Annotated in this window: 13 protein-coding genes; 9 read left to right on the plus strand and 4 right to left on the minus strand. The window is 64.9% G+C overall.

Going from position 1 to position 17307, the window contains the following annotated elements; translation table 11 throughout:
• Positions 1-178: 178 nt before the first annotated feature.
• From ABD283_RS01970 to ABD283_RS02010, 9 genes are all read left to right on the plus strand, one after another.
• Entirely contained in the window at positions 179-2461 is a 2283-nt protein-coding gene (locus tag ABD283_RS01970; RefSeq protein ID WP_344223391.1) for a PhoX family protein, read from the plus strand.
• 303 nt (positions 2462-2764) lie between these two features.
• Positions 2765-4477 carry a nitrite/sulfite reductase gene (locus ABD283_RS01975; protein ID WP_344223392.1) on the plus strand — a complete coding sequence of 571 codons (1713 nt, stop codon included), beginning with the start codon at positions 2765-2767 and terminating at the stop codon, positions 4475-4477.
• Positions 4474-5322, plus strand: a complete 849-nt coding sequence (locus ABD283_RS01980; protein ID WP_344223393.1) for a phosphoadenylyl-sulfate reductase — start codon at positions 4474-4476, stop codon at positions 5320-5322. The genes ABD283_RS01975 and ABD283_RS01980 overlap by 4 nt, the downstream gene beginning before the upstream one ends.
• A complete protein-coding gene (gene cysD, locus ABD283_RS01985) occupies positions 5319-6257 on the plus strand; it encodes a sulfate adenylyltransferase subunit CysD (protein ID WP_344223394.1) in 939 nt (312 codons plus the stop codon). The genes ABD283_RS01980 and cysD overlap by 4 nt, the downstream gene beginning before the upstream one ends.
• Before the next feature lies 1 nt (position 6258).
• On the plus strand, positions 6259-7596 hold the full coding sequence (locus ABD283_RS01990) for a sulfate adenylyltransferase subunit 1 (RefSeq protein WP_344223395.1): 1338 nt from the start codon (positions 6259-6261) through the stop codon (positions 7594-7596).
• A 126-nt stretch (positions 7597-7722) separates the two neighbouring features.
• Positions 7723-9582, plus strand: a complete 1860-nt coding sequence (gene menD, locus ABD283_RS01995) for a 2-succinyl-5-enolpyruvyl-6-hydroxy-3-cyclohexene-1-carboxylate synthase (protein WP_344223396.1) — start codon at positions 7723-7725, stop codon at positions 9580-9582.
• 54 nt (positions 9583-9636) lie between these two features.
• The gene (locus ABD283_RS02000; protein WP_344223397.1) at positions 9637-10377 is read left to right on the plus strand and encodes an SDR family oxidoreductase; all 741 of its coding nucleotides are present in this window, start codon (positions 9637-9639) and stop codon (positions 10375-10377) included.
• A gap of 294 nt (positions 10378-10671) precedes the next feature.
• On the plus strand, positions 10672-12057 hold the full coding sequence (locus tag ABD283_RS02005; protein WP_344223398.1) for an MFS transporter: 1386 nt from the start codon (positions 10672-10674) through the stop codon (positions 12055-12057).
• A 652-nt stretch (positions 12058-12709) separates the two neighbouring features.
• The gene (locus ABD283_RS02010; RefSeq protein WP_344223399.1) at positions 12710-13168 is read left to right on the plus strand and encodes a hypothetical protein; all 459 of its coding nucleotides are present in this window, start codon (positions 12710-12712) and stop codon (positions 13166-13168) included.
• Between the two features lie 85 nt (positions 13169-13253).
• On the opposite strand, the gene ABD283_RS02015 is transcribed toward ABD283_RS02010, so the two are convergent.
• The 4 genes from ABD283_RS02015 to ABD283_RS02030 all read right to left on the minus strand — a co-directional run bounded on the left by ABD283_RS02015 (position 13254) and on the right by ABD283_RS02030 (position 17232).
• A complete protein-coding gene (locus ABD283_RS02015) occupies positions 13254-14057 on the minus strand; it encodes an amino acid ABC transporter ATP-binding protein (protein WP_344223400.1) in 804 nt (267 codons plus the stop codon).
• An 8-nt stretch (positions 14058-14065) separates the two neighbouring features.
• The gene (locus ABD283_RS02020) at positions 14066-14863 is read right to left on the minus strand and encodes an amino acid ABC transporter permease (protein WP_344223401.1); all 798 of its coding nucleotides are present in this window, start codon (positions 14861-14863) and stop codon (positions 14066-14068) included.
• 156 nt (positions 14864-15019) lie between these two features.
• Complete coding sequence (locus ABD283_RS02025; protein ID WP_344223402.1) at positions 15020-15790, minus strand: ABC transporter substrate-binding protein; 771 nt, start codon at positions 15788-15790, stop codon at positions 15020-15022.
• Positions 15791-15876: 86 nt separating this feature from the next.
• Positions 15877-17232 (minus strand): isochorismate synthase, encoded by a 1356-nt coding sequence (locus tag ABD283_RS02030; protein ID WP_344223403.1) that lies wholly within the window; start codon positions 17230-17232, stop codon positions 15877-15879.
• Positions 17233-17307 lie beyond the last annotated feature (75 nt).

The raw sequence follows: 17307 nt of genomic DNA on the forward strand, positions 1-17307 counted from the left end.
ACACTCGAGGTCATCTGGACCGGGTCGAAACGGAATCAGCACGCCCACCGATAGGTAGCTCAGCAATTAACCTGCCGTTTGATCTGAGATCGCACCCGGATCACCCACGGGTGATGAGCTATGCATCGAAAGAACTCGCTGACATGTGTATCCGCATGTCGTCACCCAGGGGGATCCCATGACCCAAACACCTGAACGTCGCAAGCTTCTGCCCATGTTGGGCCACGTCAAGGGCAAGCGTAGCCCGCTGACCTGTGAACTCAAGTGCGGCAGCCAGTGCACCAACCCGGACTGCAACCAGTCCAACAACGAGTACGCACACGACATCATTTCCGCGGCCGTGAGCCGCCGATCCGCTCTGGGCCTGGGCCTGGCCGGTGCTGTCACGGTGGGGGTCGTGGCAGGTACCTCTGAGCCCGCCAATGCAACCTACGCGTACTGGGGCAAGGGCCGCGGCCGCTTGGACTTCAACCCGATCAAGCCCGTTGACATGACCGTGGACGATTTCAACGTCCCGGAGGGCTATGACTGGTCTCCGATCATTCGCTGGGGCGACCCGCTGTTCTACGACGCTCCGGAGTTCGACCCGGAGAACCAGACTCCGGAGGCGCAGTCCAAGCAGTTCGGCTTCAACGCCGACTACCTGGACATCCTCCCGGATCCCAACGGTCTGACTGGCGTGCTGGTGAACAACCACGAGTACACCAATGAGAACACCATGTTCCCCACGGGGGAGCAGGAGAAGAACCTGGCCAACGTGGTGCGCACCGCCATGGCCGCACACGGCATGTCGGTCGTGGAGATCACCCGCACCAAGGTGGGCGAGCCCTGGTCCTACGTGCGCGGTGGCGCTCGCAACCGTCGTATCACCCTGAGCACCCCGTTCGTGGTGGACGGCCCGGCAGCGGGCTCCGACCTGCTCAAGACGCAGGACGATCCCACCGGTAAGCGCGTGGCGGGTACCCAGAACAACTGCGCCGGTGGCGTGACTCCCTGGGGCACCATCCTCTCCGGTGAGGAGAACGTGCACCAGTACTTCATCACCTCCGGCACCGCTGAGGAGAAGCGCTACGGTTTCCCGACCGCCATGCCTTCGCGCCGCTGGCCCGAGGTCGAGAAGCGTTTCGACGCTCGCATCGAGGGCTACAAGAACGAGCCCAACCGCTTCGGCTGGATCGTGGAGATCGACCCGCAGAACCCCAACTCTGCCCCGGTCAAGCACACCGCGCTGGGCCGTTTCAAGCACGAGGGCGCCAACGTCCACGTGGGCGACGACGGAACGGTGGTGGCCTACTCGGGTGATGACGAGAAGTTCGAGTACATCTACAAGTTCGTCTCCTCCCGCAAGTACAAGGAGGGCGACAAGCGCCACAACATGAAGCTTCTCTCCGAGGGCGACCTGTACGTGGCCAAGCTCACGGGCAACTCGCCCAAGGGCCAGATCACCGGTGACGGCACCCTGCCCGCGGACGGCGAATTCGACGGTTCCGGTGAATGGTTGCCCCTGATCAAGGGCGGCAAGTCCATGATCCAGGACATGGCCGTGGACGAGGTTCTCGTGTACACCCGCCTCGCCGCGGACAAGGCGGGTGCCACCAAGATGGACCGCCCGGAGGATGTGGAGCCCAACCCGCACACCGGCAAGGTGTACGTGGCGCTGACCAACAACTCCGACCGCGGCAAGCCCGGTTTCGCCCCGGTGGACGAGGCCAACCCGCGCACCGGCAACCGCGACGGTTACGTCCTGGAATTCACCGAGCGTCACGGCCGCGTGAACTCCACCCGCTTCAACTGGAACCTGCTGCTGGTCTGCGGTGATCCCACCAAGGATTCCGGCACGTACTTCGGCGGGTACCCCAAGGACAAGGTTTCGCCCATCTCCTGCCCGGACAACGTGGCCTTCGACCGCGCCGGCAACCTGTGGGTCTCCACGGACGGTGCGCCCTCCAAGATCGGCTACAACGACGCCCTGTTCAAGGTGGGCCTGACCGGTTCCGAGCGCGGCCGCGTGCAGCAGTTCCTCTCGGTTCCGCAGGACGCCGAGACCTGCGGTCCGGTCATCCACGACAACGAGGACATGGTCTACGTGGCCGTGCAGCACCCGGGCGAGGACGGTTCCTACGAAGAGCCCCGCTCCTACTTCCCGGACTACGCGCTGCCCACCCGCCTCGAGGAGGGCGAGTTCTCCATGCCTCGCCCCGCCGTGGTGCAGGTGTTCAAGCTTGAGCGCGACAAGGATCCGGGGTTCCCCGGTGGCGTGAGCGACAAGCCGGGCAAGGGTCACGGTCGCGGCAAGCGTCGCAAGAACGGCCCCAAGGGTCCCAAGTACCGCGGCTACCGGGGCAAGTCCAACCAGGACACCCGCAACCGCGCTCGCCGGGCGCGCCGTTCCTACGAGGACTGGAGCTTCCAGGACAGCGGCGGCGAGGGCAATATCACTCGCCCGCTGCCCAAGCGCTGAGCAGGCATGACACGCGCCTGAGCGCGTGCTGAGACCCGAGCGGGGTCGCGGTTTTCCGCGGCCCCGCTCGGGTTTTAACGCGCACAGCTCGACGAGGACGCTCGCGCCCCGGGTGCCTCGCGCACCTGTGTGACGCGGTGTGACGTGATGTGACGCCCCGTGACAACCGGCTGTTGAGGTGGGCCGGTCGTCGGTAGCTTTTAGGCAACGGGTCACGCAGAACTGCGCCGCTCGGGGACTTCACCCGTTCCTCGAAAACTCGTGGCGCACCTCCGATCACTAATTTCCGTTCAAGGAGCTGCCATGGCCGCGCACACCACGTCGACCGAAACGCCTTCCAAGTCAGCCGCACCGCGTGTGCGCGGACCCCGCCCGGGTACCAACTTGGGCCAGTGGAAGATCAGCGGCAAGGAACCCCTCAACCACAACGAGGAGTCCAAGTCGGAAGGCAACCCGCTGGACGTCCGCGAACGCATCATCGACACGTACTCCAAGCAGGGCTTCGACTCCATCCCCACGGATGACGTGCACGGTCGCTTCCGCTGGATGGGCCTGTACACCCAGCGCAAGCAGGGCGTGGACGGCGCGTCGACCTCCAAATTGGATGCGGAGTCGCTCTCGGACAAGTACTTCATGATGCGCATCCGCACGGACGGTGGCCGCCTCAACGTGGCCCAGGCTCGCGTGATCGGTGAGATCTCCCGTGACTTCGCCCGGGATACCGCCGATGTCAGCGACCGTCAGAACATCCAGCTGCACTGGGTGCGTATCGAGGACGTGCCCGAGATCTGGGAGCGCCTGGACTCCGTGGGGCTGTTGAGCGTCGAGGCCTGCGGTGACACCCCGCGCGTGTTCCTGGGCAGCCCGGTCGCAGGCGTGGACGCCCACGAAATCATCGACTGCACCCCGCAGCTGGACGCCCTGAGCGAAGCCTTCGTGGGCAATCCTGACTTCGTGAACCTGCCCCGCAAATTCAAGACCGCGATCACCGGCAGCAAGAGCCTGGACGTGGTGCACGAGATCAACGACGTCAGCTTCGTGGGTGTCGAGCACCCCGAACTCGGCGTCGGCTACGACCTGTGGGTGGGCGGCGCGCTGTCCATCACCCCGCGTCTGGCCGAACGGCTGGGCGTGTTCGTGGCGCCGGAAGACGTGGTGCCGGTGTGGGCCGCCGTGGCCGGGATCTTCCGCGATTACGGGTACCGCAAGCAGCGCACCAAGGCTTGCCTGAAGTTCCTGCTGGCCGAGTGGGGCACCGAGAAGTTCCGCCAGGTGCTCGAGGACGAATACCTGGGCCGAAAGCTCCCGGACGGCCCCGCACCCGCCCGCGCGGTGGGCCGCCCCGATCACGTGGGCGTTCACGACCAGCACGACGGCAACAAGTACGTGGGATTCGCCCTCACCGTGGGTCGCCTCAACTCGGATGCGTTGCTGGCACTCGCGGACGCCGCTGAGGCCGCCGGTTCTGATCGCATCCGCCTGACGCCCTACCAGAAGGTTCTGGTGCTGGACGTTCCCGAGGATCGCGTGGCCGAGCTGACCACCGCGCTCAAGCCCCACGGCATGGACGCGCACCCCAGCCCGTTCCGCCGCGCGACTATTGCATGCACTGGCATCGAGTTCTGCAAGCTCGCGTTCGTGGAGACCAAGGGCCTGGCCGCCCAGGTCATCGACCAGCTCGAAGAGCGACTCACGGACCTTGAGATCACCAATCCCATTTCCCTGCACATCAACGGCTGCCCCAACTCGTGTGCCCGCATCCAGACCGCGGACATCGGGCTCAAGGGCCAGTTCATCGGCGAGGAGTTCGTGTTCCAGGTCCACCTGGGCGGCGGCCTGGCCTCCGCCGACCGCGAGGAGGGCGGCATGGGGCGCACCGTGCGCGGCCTGAAGGTCACCTCCGACGACCTCACCGACTACGTGGAGCGCGTGACCCGCCGCTACATGGCAGAAACCAACGGCGACCTCACCTTCGCCGAGTGGGCACAGAACGCCGAGGAGGATTCTCTGCGATGACCACACCTACTACTTCATCCACTTCGTCACCCACGACGACGCCGCCAGCGGCACCTACCGTGGCCACGTCACCCAACGCGAGCACCTCGCAGGCCGCAACCGGCGAGACCAAGGCGCCCGGAGCGGCGTCGTCGCCCCAGCGAACCCGTTCCGAGGCCGAGCTCAAGGCTCTGGTCGAGGAAGCCAATGAGCTGTTCGGCGGGCGTGACGCGGACACCCAGGAACTACTGGCGTGGGCCGGGAAGACCTTCGGTAAGTCGCTCGCGGTGGCCTGCTCGATGGCCTCGGACACCGTGGTGCCCGCCCTGGTCAGCCAGCACATCAAGGACGTGGACGTGCTGTTCCTGGACACCGGCTACCACTTCCAGGAGACCATCGAGACCCGGGACGCGTTCGCCTCGGACTGGCCCGTGAACGTGCGCACCCTGCTGCCGCGGCTGACCGTGCCGGAGCAGGACGCCGAGTTCGGTCCGAAACTTCACGACCGCGAGCCGGCCACGTGCTGCGGGATCCGCAAGGTCGAGCCGCTCGACAACGCTCTGGAGGGCTACGAAGCCTGGGTGACCGGGCTGCGTCGCGAGGAAACGCCCCACCGCGCGAACGCCGCGCCGGTCGAATGGGACGAACGCCATCACATGGTCAAGATCAACGCCATCGTGGACTGGACCTTTGACGACGTCGTGAGCTGGGCCGAAACCAACCTGGTGGTGGTCAACCCACTGCTGACGCAGGGATACCCGTCCATCGGTTGCGCTCCGTGCACACGAAAAGTTGCCCCCGGTGAGGATCCGCGCGCTGGTCGCTGGTCCGGGCTGGGCAAGACAGAATGCGGGATTCACGTATGACCACCACAACCACTTCTACTGTTGCTTCGACCGCGAACTCGAGCGCACTGACCCAGCTGCAGCGGCTGGAAGCCGAGTCGATGCACATCTTCCGCGAAACCGCCTCCGAGGGCGAGCGCCCCGTGCTGTTGTTCAGCGGCGGTAAGGACTCCGTGGTCATGCTGCACCTGGCCGCCAAAGCCTTCTGGCCGTGCCCCATTCCGTTCCCCGTGCTGCACGTGGACACCGGGCACAACTTCCCGGAAGTCCTGGAGTTCCGTGACCGCACCGCCGAGCGACTCAAGGTGCGCCTGGAAGTTGCCAGCGTGCAGGACTACATCGACGACGGTCGGCTCAGCGAACGCTCGGACGGCACCCGCAACCCGTTGCAGACGGTGCCCCTGCTGGACGCAATTACGGACGGCCGCCACGACGTCGTCTACGGTGGCGCTCGCCGTGACGAGGAGAAGGCGCGCGCCAAGGAACGCATTATCAGCCTGCGCGACGAGTTCGGCCAGTGGAATCCGCGCGATCAGCGACCCGAGCTGTGGAGCCTGTACAACACGCGCCACCGCCCGGGAGAGCATGTGCGCGTGTTCCCGCTGTCCAACTGGACCGAGCTGGACATCTGGCGCTACATCGCGGCAGAAAACATCGAACTGCCGCCGCTGTACTACGCGCACGAACGGGACGTGATCCTGCGCGACGGCATGCTGCTGGCCGTGGGGGAGTACGTGACCCCGCGCGACGGCGAGGACATCGAACGCCGCACCGTCCGCTACCGGACCGTGGGAGATATGAGCTGCACCGGTGCCGTGGAATCACCGGCCGCCAACGCCCAGGACGTCCTGGCCGAGGTTGCCACCAGCACACTCACCGAACGCGGAGCCACGCGAGCGGATGACCGTATGTCGGAAGCCGCCATGGAAGACCGCAAGCGAGAGGGCTATTTCTAAAATGAGCGTTGACACCCAAGGAAGCCTGCTGCGCATTGCCACGGCGGGCAGCGTGGACGACGGCAAGTCCACCCTGGTGGGGCGCTTGCTCCACGACACCAAGAACATCCTGGTCGACCAGCTCGAAGCCATCGAGCGGGTCAGCCAGGCGCGCGGTCTGGACTCCGCGGACCTGGCGTTGCTGACCGACGGCCTGCGCGCCGAACGCGAGCAGGGCATCACGATCGACGTCGCCTACCGCTACTTCGCCACGCCCGCGCGCAACTTCATCCTGGCCGACTGCCCGGGACACGTGCAGTACACCCGCAACACCGTGACGGGCGCGTCCACTGCGGATGCGCTGATCATCCTGGTGGATGTGGAGCACGGGATCGTGGAGCAGACCCGCCGCCACCTGGCGGTGGCCGCGTTGTTGGGTGTACCCCATTTGATCGTGGCCCTCAACAAGATCGACCTGGTGCCGGATGCCGAGCAACGGTTCGCGCAGTTGAACACTGACCTGCACGAGCTGGCCGATCAGCTGGGCGTGCTGGCGCTGCAGACCATCCCGATCTCCGCGCTGCGCGGGGACAACGTGGCGGAGAAGTCGCCCAACACCCCGTGGTACGAGGGCCCCAGCCTGCTCGAATGGCTCGAGACCCTGCCGGATTCGGCCGAACTCACCCAGTCGGAGCGGTTCGCGTTCCCCGTGCAGACGGTGCTGCGCCCGCAGTCCGCCGCGGTGGACCCGGCCTTGGTGGACTACCGCGGTTACGCGGGTCAGATCGCCTCCGGAACCGTGCGCGTGGGCGACACGGTCACGGTGCAGCCGGCCGGTCGTCAGACCACGGTCGAGGCCATCGACCTGGCGGGTCAGCCGCTGGACGTGGCCGTGGCAGGTCAGTCCGTGACCCTGCGACTGGCCGATCAGATCGACATCACCCGCGGTGATCTCATCGCCGGAGTGGACACGGGTGCTGAACCCAGCCAGTCCGTGGAGGCGGTGGTCTGCTGGCTCGACGAGAAGCCGCTGCACGAGAGGCAGCGCGTGCTGCTCAAGCACACCACGCGGGTGGTTCGCGGGATCGTGGGCTCCATCGACGGTCGCCTGAACTTGGACACTCTCAGCGCGGAGTCCGTGGATTCCTTGGGGCTCAACGACATCGGTCGGATCACGGTGCGCGTGGCCGAACCGGTCTTCGGCACCGGGTACACGCAGTCCCACGCCCTGGGGTCGTTCCTGTTGATCGACCCGCAGACCGGCCGCACGAAGGCCGCGGGAATGATCCAGGACGACAGCATCGAAACACCCGGTGTGCTGGGAAGTCTCAAGGCAGAGCACGGGGACTGGCGCATCTGAGGTGAGCGCGGCGGCGTCGTCGAGCGGACGACGCCGCCTGGTTCCATCACGCGCGTGACGTCGCTACATGGCGCCGCGTGACACCTTCGGCTACGAGTGTCCGCGGGGCTTACTAGAGTAGGCTGCATGATCACACCAAGCCTGCTGACCGCCACCACCGCACTGAGTGCCCTCGCTCGCGCGGGTATGGGGCAGATGGTGGTCGCGCCGGGATCTCGATCCGCACCCGTGGCGTATGCTGCGGCGGCGGCCGAGGCCAGCGGGGCGTTGAAGGTGCACGTCCGCATCGACGAGCGCGCTGCAGCCTTCACGGCGCTCGGGATTTCCCGCGCCACGGGGCGCCCCTCCGCCGTTCTGACCACCAGTGGCACCGCGGTCGGTAACTTGCTGCCGGCCGTCATGGAGGCTTCCCACTCCGGGATTCCGCTCGTAGCGCTGACGGCTGACCGGCCACCGGAACTGCGCGGAACCGGTGCCAACCAGACCACTCACCAGCCCGGAGTGTTCAAGTCTTTCGTGCGAGCGCAGGTGGATATCGTTCCGGACGATCAGGAGGCTGCCGCGCAGACCCTGGACCACGCGCTCGCCGCCGCCGGAGGAGACACCACCACCGCGCCGGGGCCGGTGCACCTGAATCTCGCGCTGCGGGATCCCTTGTACCCGTGGGCGGAAGAGGATCATGTGTTCCTCAAGAAGTGGGCCGAGGATCTCGCTGCGGAACTGGCGGAGAATCGCCCCGGTCGCATCGCGCATCCCTGGGCCGTGTTCGATGAAGCCCTGGTGACCGACAGCCTCGAGACCGATACCAGCGGTCTCCCGCGGGATATCGGCCGAAATTTCCGCATTCACGACGTCCACGGGGGGAGCATCCCGGCCCCGCTGGGGGAAAACCCCGGTAAACGTCCCACCACTCCGGACGGCGCGCGAGCCGTGGTCATGGCCGGCGACGGCGCCGGCCCCGCCGCAGCACGATTCGCTGAGGAAGCCGGTCTGCCGCTGATGGCAGAGCCGTCTTCCAACGCGCGTTTCGGTAAGTCAGCGGTGCATTCGTACCAAAACGTCCTGGAACTGGACATTGTCGACTACGTGGACACCGTGGTGCTCGTCGGGCGTCCCACACTGTCCAGGCAGGTCGCCGCCCTGTTGCAGCGCGAGGACGTCCGGGTATTGGCAGTGCGGCCGGGACCGGTGCCGTGGTTCGAGGAGGGCCGCCGCGACGAAGAAGTCGTCGAATCGTTCCAGGAAGCCTTGGAGTTGCTCGGCCCCGTGCGCGACGGCTGGTTCGAGCTGTGGGAGGCCACCGGAATCGCTGCCTGCGATGCTCTCAAGACCCAGGCGAATTCCACGCCCATCCTGACCGGACCGCACGTGGCTCACGCCGTGTGGGATGCCTGCGCGGCCGATGGCGCCGTGCTGGTGGCAGGCTCGTCCAATCCGATTCGCGATCTCGATCTCGTGGCCTGGCCGGATGACCCAGTCGCCGTAGTAGCCAACCGCGGTGTTTCTGGCATTGACGGAACGGTGGCCACGGCTCACGGTGTCGCGCTGGGAACGGGCCGCCCGGTGCGCGTGTTCCTGGGTGACCTCACACTCCTGCACGATGTCGGAGCGCTGCTCGTGGGCGAGGGCGAAGAAATCCCGGACGTCCAGTTCGTGGTGCTCAACGACAAGGGTGGCGGCATCTTCGGAAAGCTCGAACACGGTGCCGTCGCGGAAGACGAACGCTACACCAGCACCGTGGAACGGTTCTTCGGAACCCCCCACTCGGTATCCCTTCCGGACCTGTGTGCGGCCTACGGGGTGGAGTACAGCGAGGCGAACACCGCCATCGAACTGGCGGCGATCTTCGCGGCCCCGTTGCGCGGGCGCCGCGTGATCGAGATTCCCATCGACCGAGCTGGGTTGCGTGAATTCCATAAGGCCATTCGCGGGGCGGCTCAGGATGCGGCACGGGAGTACTTGGCCAAGCATCCCGCCGGGGGCTGATTCTCGGGCCCGCGTGCCCAGCTGCCGCCGAGCGCCCCTAGCTAGCATGGGTGCATGACTGAACAGCAGACTGCCTCCAGCAATTCGCCACGTACCGCACTGGTCACCGGGGCCACCCGGGGCATCGGCCGGGCCGTGGCTGAGGACCTCGCGCGGGACCACGTGGTGTTCGTGGGCGGGCGGACATCCGAGGACGTCGAGCGAGTGCGCTCAGAACTTGAAGGCCTTGGCCCGGGCACTCGCCCGTTCGTTGCCGAGCTCACTGACGACGCCGCCGTTGAAGCAGCCTGGACGCCCCTGGCCGAAGAGTTCCCGGGTTTGAACGCGGTGGTGCACTCTGCTGGCATCGCGCCCATGGCCCGCGTCGAGGAGGCGACCCGTGAGCAGTGGCGGGAAATCTTCGAGGTCAACGTGTTCTCCGTGGCCCAACTGACCAAGCTCGTACTGCCGCAGTTGCGCGCTGCGGGCGGGGACGTCGTGGCGATCAACTCAGGCTCGGGCTTCACGGCGGGCCCGGCGTCGTCGTTGTATTCGGGCACCAAATTCGCTCTGCGCGCGTTCACGGACGCGCTGCGCGAGGAAGAGCGCGAGAACGGTGTGCGAGTGTCCTCGGTGCATCCCGGCCGCGTGGCCACGGATATGCAGCAGGAACTGCACGACTACCTGGGCAGGGAATACCGCGCCGAAGAGTGGATTCAGCCGGCTCAGATCGCAGCTGCCGTGCGCGTGGCCGTAGATGCGGAACGCACCTCGCAGGTGGAGGTCATCACGGTGCGACCCTCGGGGATGCGCTAAGCATTTCTGACCCCCTGGGGTGTGGGCGTACTTGAGCCGGTTTCTGTGTGTTGACTGGTTTAGGTACGCCCACATTTCAATGACTAGAGCCTGTATTAGGTAGCAATTGGTACAAACTTCGACCAACTCATATCCCTAACCGGCATTAAGGCCCCCTGGCGAAACCCTGGGGGTTCTCCCCGTGTGGTATGACTCACACTCGTTCAAGATGGGAGTCTAATGCGCTACCGATCCGGAAACGCACCGGGGGTCTAGGGGCTCTCCGGAAGATCTTGATCCGAGAGGACCACCACTATGAGCAACACACTCGTTGCCGCGGACCCGCGAAAAGAGGCGAGGACCGCCGCATGGGTCGCAGGTATCGCCTGCACCGCACTGATTTTCGACGGCTTTGACCTCACCATTTACGGAACCGTCCTTTCCACGTTGATGGCGGATCCCTCCCACATCGGCGCACTCGATGCCGCCACTGCCGGAACCCTGGGTTCCTACGCGTTGATCGGCGTGCTCATTGGCGCTCTGATCTGTGGTTCCATTGGCGACTACGTGGGCCGCCGCCGCATCATCCTGGTGGGTGTTGCATGGTTCTCCATCGGTATGTTCGTCACCGCGCTCTCCACCTCCATCTTCGCTTTCGGCGCTCTTCGACTGCTCACCGGTATCGGCCTGGGCGCGATCCTCGCCACCGCCGGTGCCACCATTGCGGAGTTCGCTCCCGCCGGGCGCCGTAACTTCTACAACGCCATCGTGTACTCGGGTATCCCCGCGGGTGGTGTGCTTGCCGCGCTACTGGGCATGATTCTCCTCGAGCCCATCGGCTGGCGCGGCTTGTTCATGATCGGTGCCACACCCATCCTGTTCCTGCTGCCCATCGCGTTCTTCAAGCTCCCTGAGTCCCCGCGCTGGTTGCTGTCTCGTGGCCGCCGCGAAGAGGCCGAAGCCATCTCCGCGAAGACCGGTACTCCGTTGCTCGAGGAAGTCGTCGTCCAGAAGGCCGGCGCTACTCCCGCTAAGACCGGTTTCGGTGCAGTGTTCTCCTCCCAGTTCCGTTTGGGAGCCATCCTGCTGGGCTTCATGTCCTTCTCCGGCCTGTTGTTGACCTACGGCCTGAACACCTGGCTGCCCAAGATCATGGAGGGTTACGGTTACGGAACCACCTACTCGCTGGCGTTCCTGCTGGTGCTCAACTCCGGTGCTGTGATCGGTGGTGTGGTCGCATCCAAGCTGGCTGACCGCCGCGGCCCGCAGTTCATCGTGGCCACCACGTTCGTGATCGCAGCTATCACCCTGGTGCTGATGACCTTCCAGTTCCCGCTGCCGGTGCTGTTCATGTTCATCGCGGTTGCCGGTGTGGGTACCTTGGGTACTCAGGTGCTGATCTACGGCTTCACCTCCAACTACTTCACCACCAACGCTCGTGCCGCAGGTGTGGCATGGTGCTCCGGCTTCGGTCGACTGGGCGGCATCTTCGGTCCGCTCATCGGCGGCTGGTTGGTAGCAGCTGGTCTGGGTGGCGCCACCGCGTTCTACATCTTCGGTGGTGTGGCACTGTTCGGCGCTCTCGTGACCGTGTTGGTTCCCCGCCAGAAGGCCGTGGAAGCAGCCAAGGAAAAGGCAGAGGAAATCCTGGAGACTTCCGACAACCAGGACACCAACACTCCCTCGACCGTCCTGAACTAACTTTCCGGGAACGACAGTCGGCCGGCGAACTAGCGAGCTGACCGCCGACTGCCTCGGGAAACATAGAAACACCAAGGGTGCCGTTGCTCATTGCGAGCAGTGGCACCCTACTTTTGTGCGTGCCCACACCTGAGGCGTCACTAGGGCCCTCCCGCGCATCTGAGGTGGCGTTGGGACCTTTCTGTCCTTGCGAAAGGGTTCTAACAAGACCTCACACGGGGTCGACGGAGCTACCGTCGCCTCCCACGCGCGGCTTCAGTTCGCCGACACCGCTCGGCTCGTTCCCATCTCGTCTCGCCGTGCGGAGGGCTCTCCACAGTTGCCCAGTTTGCAGGGAGTGGATGCGAAAGAGGCTCGGCCTGTGGATGAGGCGCCCGAACGGCGTCGAAAATTTCTAGGGTCCGAGCCATGCGAACTCTTGAAGCCATGGACCTGGGACCAAAACTGACAGTGCTCAGCGCGGCGGAATGGGAACGACGACCCAGAGACCTCCGACGCAGGCCGTTCATGCACCAGTTGGCCAGGGGAGCATGGGTCCGAAGTGCGGAACCGCTGACTGTTCAGCAACGATCGGTCCTCATGCGGGATCACCTTGAACGGCACGACGGACAGCTGACCCTCACAGGACTCACTGCCCCTGGGGCGACTGAGCATGAACGAAGTGGTGGCACTCCTGGATCAGCTGCCGCCCCGTGCGCAGAGCGTGGTGCGGGTTCGGCAGGCGTTGGCGTTGGCTCAGGGACCCACCATCTCGGCGATGGAAACTCTGCTCCGACTGGTAGTTCTGAGATGTGGACTGCCGCCAATGGAAACGAACCACCCGGTACTGATGGACGGCAAGTACGTGTACCCGGATCTCGCCTGGCCTGTGGAAATGGTCGCTCTCGAATACAACGGGAGACCTCACTGGGAAGACGGTCGGGCCTACGGTGACGAAAACTATCGGATCCAACGCCTGCGCGATCACGGGTGGCAGGTCCGCGTGGTGGTGCTTGACGACCTCAGAGACCCCAAACGACGCCGCGAACTCTTGCAGTGGCTGTTCCACCACCTGGATTCCACACGCGCCAAGCGCCAACAGAGCCTCCAGCAGCACATGAGGGGCCGGTAGAACCCTCCAGCCAATGGAAAAAGGTTCTACCGGCCCCTCATATGTATTTCAGGGTTCTAACGGCACCTGAGGCGCCGCAGCAGGCTTACTCCGGCGTATCCACCTTGGTGGGGTTGAGCACGCGGGACAGAAAGGACTGCGTGCGCTGGTGCTTGGGTGAACCGATGACCTCGCGGGCGGGGCCCTCCTCGACCACCACTCCGCCGTCCATGAAGACCACGCGGTCAGCGACGTCGCGAGCGAACGACATTTCGTGGGTCACCACGAGCATGGTCATGCCCTCGTCGGCCAATTTCCGCATGATGGCGAGCACGTCACCCACGGTTTCGGGGTCGAGCGCGGACGTAGGCTCGTCGAAGAGTATCAGATCCGGGTTCATGGACAGCGCACGCGCAATGGCCACGCGTTGTTGCTGACCGCCGGACAGCTGACCGGGACGCTGCTGGGCCTTCTCGGACAGCCCCACGCGTTCCAGATTGGTCAGCGCCACCTGCTCGGCTTCGGACTTGGAACGCTTGAGCACCTTGATTTGGGACACCGTGCAGTTCTCGAGCACGGACAGGTGCGGGAACAGATTGAACTGCTGGAACACCATGCCCACGTTGCGGCGCATGGCGTCCACGTCGATATCCGGGTCGGTCACGTCGAAACCACTGACCGTGATGTCACCGGACTGCGGTTCTTCCAAGAGATTGAGGCAGCGCAGCAGCGTGGATTTGCCGGAACCGGAGGGCCCGATCAGGCACACCACTTCACCGGGGTTCACGGTCAGATCAATACCGCGCAGCACCTCCAGGTCGCCGTAGGCCTTGTTAAGCCCGCGCACAGAAACGGCGGGCGTCGCGGAGGATGCGGAGGCCTGAGTGTTTTCAGTTGCAGATGTGGACACCGTGGCTCCTAGGAAGACTTCTTGACGCGGTCGGTCTTGGTTTCAAAGCGGCGGGACAGAATGCCCAACGGCACGGTGATGATCAGGTAGCAGATACCCGCCGCGACCAGGGGAGTCAGGCCGGCACCGGCACCGGAGATACCTTCGCGGCCGAACTTGGTGAGCTCGTACTGAGCCAGCCCCATGCCCAGCAGGTAGACCAGCGAGGAGTCCTTGGTCAGCAGGATGACCTCGTTGGTCAGCGGTGGCAGCACGATGCGTAACGCCTGCGGGATCACGATGGTCACCATGGCGCGGGTGTGCGACATGCCCAGGGACCGTGCGGCCTCGTACTGACCCTTGGGCACGGCCTGCAGGCCAGCGCGCAGGGACTCGGCAATGTATGCCGCAGCCACCACGCCCAGGGCGATCATCACGGTCACGTAGTGGTTGAACCGGAAGCCGAATGCCAGTGGAATGCCGTAACCCAGGGCCAGGAACACCAGCAGGGCGGGCACACCGCGGAAGAACTCGATGTAGAGCGTGGCGATCCAGCGGTAAGGCGCCACGGAAGAGAGCTTCATGAGCGCCAGAATCACGCCCAGGGTCAACCCAACGACAAAGCCCAGGGCCGTGTAGATCAGCGTGTTCTTGAGGGCGATGGTGATGATTCCGGGGAACTGATCCGCAATCACCGCAGGGTTGAACACCCGCTCGTACAGAACTTGCCAGTCCGCGAGAACGACCAGGGCGATCAACACCAGCACCAACACGGCGTACTGGATGCCCCGCGACAGCTTGGCGCGCTGTCGGGTGGTCATGGCCATCAGTTTTCTCCCTCAGTCTTCACAAAAGTCTTCACAGATTCTCTCGCTCAATGATCTCGCACGGCGCTGACAACGGGCGTGCCGGGCGAGAAACTCGCCCGGCACCCGTTGTCGATCACATCAAAGCCGGTTCAGGACCCGGTGTAAAAAATTGGATCAGAGTCCGATCCACTCTTCGCGCATCTTGTCCATGGTGCCGTCCTCGTTGAGGCGGTCCAGGGTCTTGTTCACGGAGTCGAGCAGTTCGGTGTTGCCCTTCTTTACGGCCACACCCAGGTTTTCACCGGTGTCAACGGTCTCGACGATTTCCAAGTCTTCGTTCTCATTGGCACGATTGCCCAGCGTGGAGATGTTACCGGACACGGCCTTCACACCGCCGGTCTCCAGGGACTGGAACATGAGCTCCACGTCCTCGAACTGCTGGATGGTCGCGCCCTTTTCCTCGGCGTACTTCTCACCGGAGGTTGCCTGCTGAGCGCCCACGGAGGCGTCACCAATGGAATCGAAGCTGGTGATGCCGGAATCCTTGGTGGTCAACAGGCCGATTTCATCGTTGAAGTAGGGCTTGGAGAAGTCCATGGACGCTTGACGCTCATCGGTGATGCCCATGCCGGAGATGACCATTTCGCACTGGTCGGTGTCCAGCGCGGCACCGGATTCCAAGGTCTCGAAGTTGGCCTGGATGAATTCCTTCTCCTTGCCCAGGTCCTTGGCGATCTCGTCGGCCAGGGCCATATCGAAGCCAACGACCTCGCCATCGCGCTCGAACTCGAACGGGGGGTAGGGCGAATTGGCGCACACGGTGATGGTTCCGCCCTCGCCACCGGCTTGGGAATCGGACTCGGACGTGGATTCGCAACCGGTCAAAATCAGGCCGGTTGCGGACAGCACGGCCAGTGCGGGCATTACGCGGCGAAGCTTGGACATGGGATCTCCCTCGAAGAGCGGTAGCGCTATCTAGTTTGTGGAAAACCTTACTACGCCGTCATTTCCAGGGGGCCCAATCGCGTGAATCAGTCGTGGATAGCGGGCAGCGCCTCGAGCATGGGGCGCAACTTGGCCCAGGTCTCGGCCAGCTCGGCCTGCGGGTCGGATTCGGCGACAATTCCGCAGCCGGCACTTACACGGGCCCGCTGGGAGTCGGCCTGCACCGCGCCACGTAGCGCAATACCCCATTCGCCGTTGCCAGAGGCGTCCAGCCAGCCCACGGGCCCGGCGTAGAGACCTCGATCCATGCGTTCCAGATCTTCAATGGCGCCGCCGGCCACTTCGGTAGGGGTTCCGCACACGGCTGCGGTGGGGTGCACGGCCTCGGCCAGTTCCAGCGGGGAGGGCAGAGTGCCGTCAACACCGGTGCGCAACTGTGCGCGCACGTCGGAGGCCAAATGCCACACGTTGGGCAATGCCAGGATGAACGGTTCTTCCTCGCCGTGAACGGTTTCCGCATACGGGGACAGCCCCGCCAGGAGGGAGTCCACGGCGAACTTGTGCTCGCGCTGCTGTTTGTCGGAGCCCCCGAGGGTCACTCCCGCGAAGTCCTCCGGATTCGCGCCGTCCGGTAGATCGTGCCGGTCCAGGGTTCCGGCGAGTACGCGCGCGGACGCGGTGCCCTGTTTCACGCGGATCAGCATTTCGGGCGTCGCCCCCAGCAACCGACCTGCATCCGGGTCCTCGGCGCCGCCCAACCGTACGCAGTACGTCCAGCACGAGTCGTAGCGGTCGCTGAGCCGCGCCAGTACCGCACTGAGATCAATGGGACGCCCCACGTTCACCACCACGTCGCGCGCGAGGACCAGTTTCTCCAGATCACCCGCCTGAATCATGCCCACGCCGTCTGCCACCGCTTCCATCCAGCGGTTCTCGTCCAGGGCGCCCGGGGTCGCGGTGGGGTACGACGACGCCGCTCCGCCGGTTTCCGCCGCATCGTGGGTTTCCAGGGCGGCAGGGGACTCAACCACGAGCGAACGCCAGGCGGCGTCGACGTCGGACACCGTGAGATCTGAGGAACCAACGCGGATCATCGTGACCCACGCACCGTGGTCGTCGGAACCGATGACGAGTTCCGGGACGACGAGCCCGGAATCGGCGGTGGACGAGGGCGAGAACGCGAAGGCGCCAAAGGCGAGCAGGCCGGTTCCAGGCCGGTTGACCCGGTCGTTCACCACGGCGGCGTCGCGCACTGCATCCCACCACACGCGAGCGGACGTGAACCGGGTGCCGCCGCGCACGCGGAACTCCGCAGAGCGGCCCAAACCCACCAAACCCTGCCCGCGCAGAATCCACGTGGCAGGATCTCGACTACCCAGCAACCGGCGAACGTCCGGGTGGGTAGCAAAGTCGGCGGCGGCCTGCACGTCGGTTGCGGGCACCGTGAGAACACTCAAGCTGGGCGGGGGCGTATCGATGGTCATTGTCCACAAGCATAGGACGGCTGAGGGCAGAGA

The organism is Kocuria atrinae, from assembly GCF_039531425.1.
In the GTDB taxonomy this organism is placed as follows: Bacteria; Actinomycetota; Actinomycetes; order Actinomycetales; family Micrococcaceae; genus Kocuria; species Kocuria atrinae.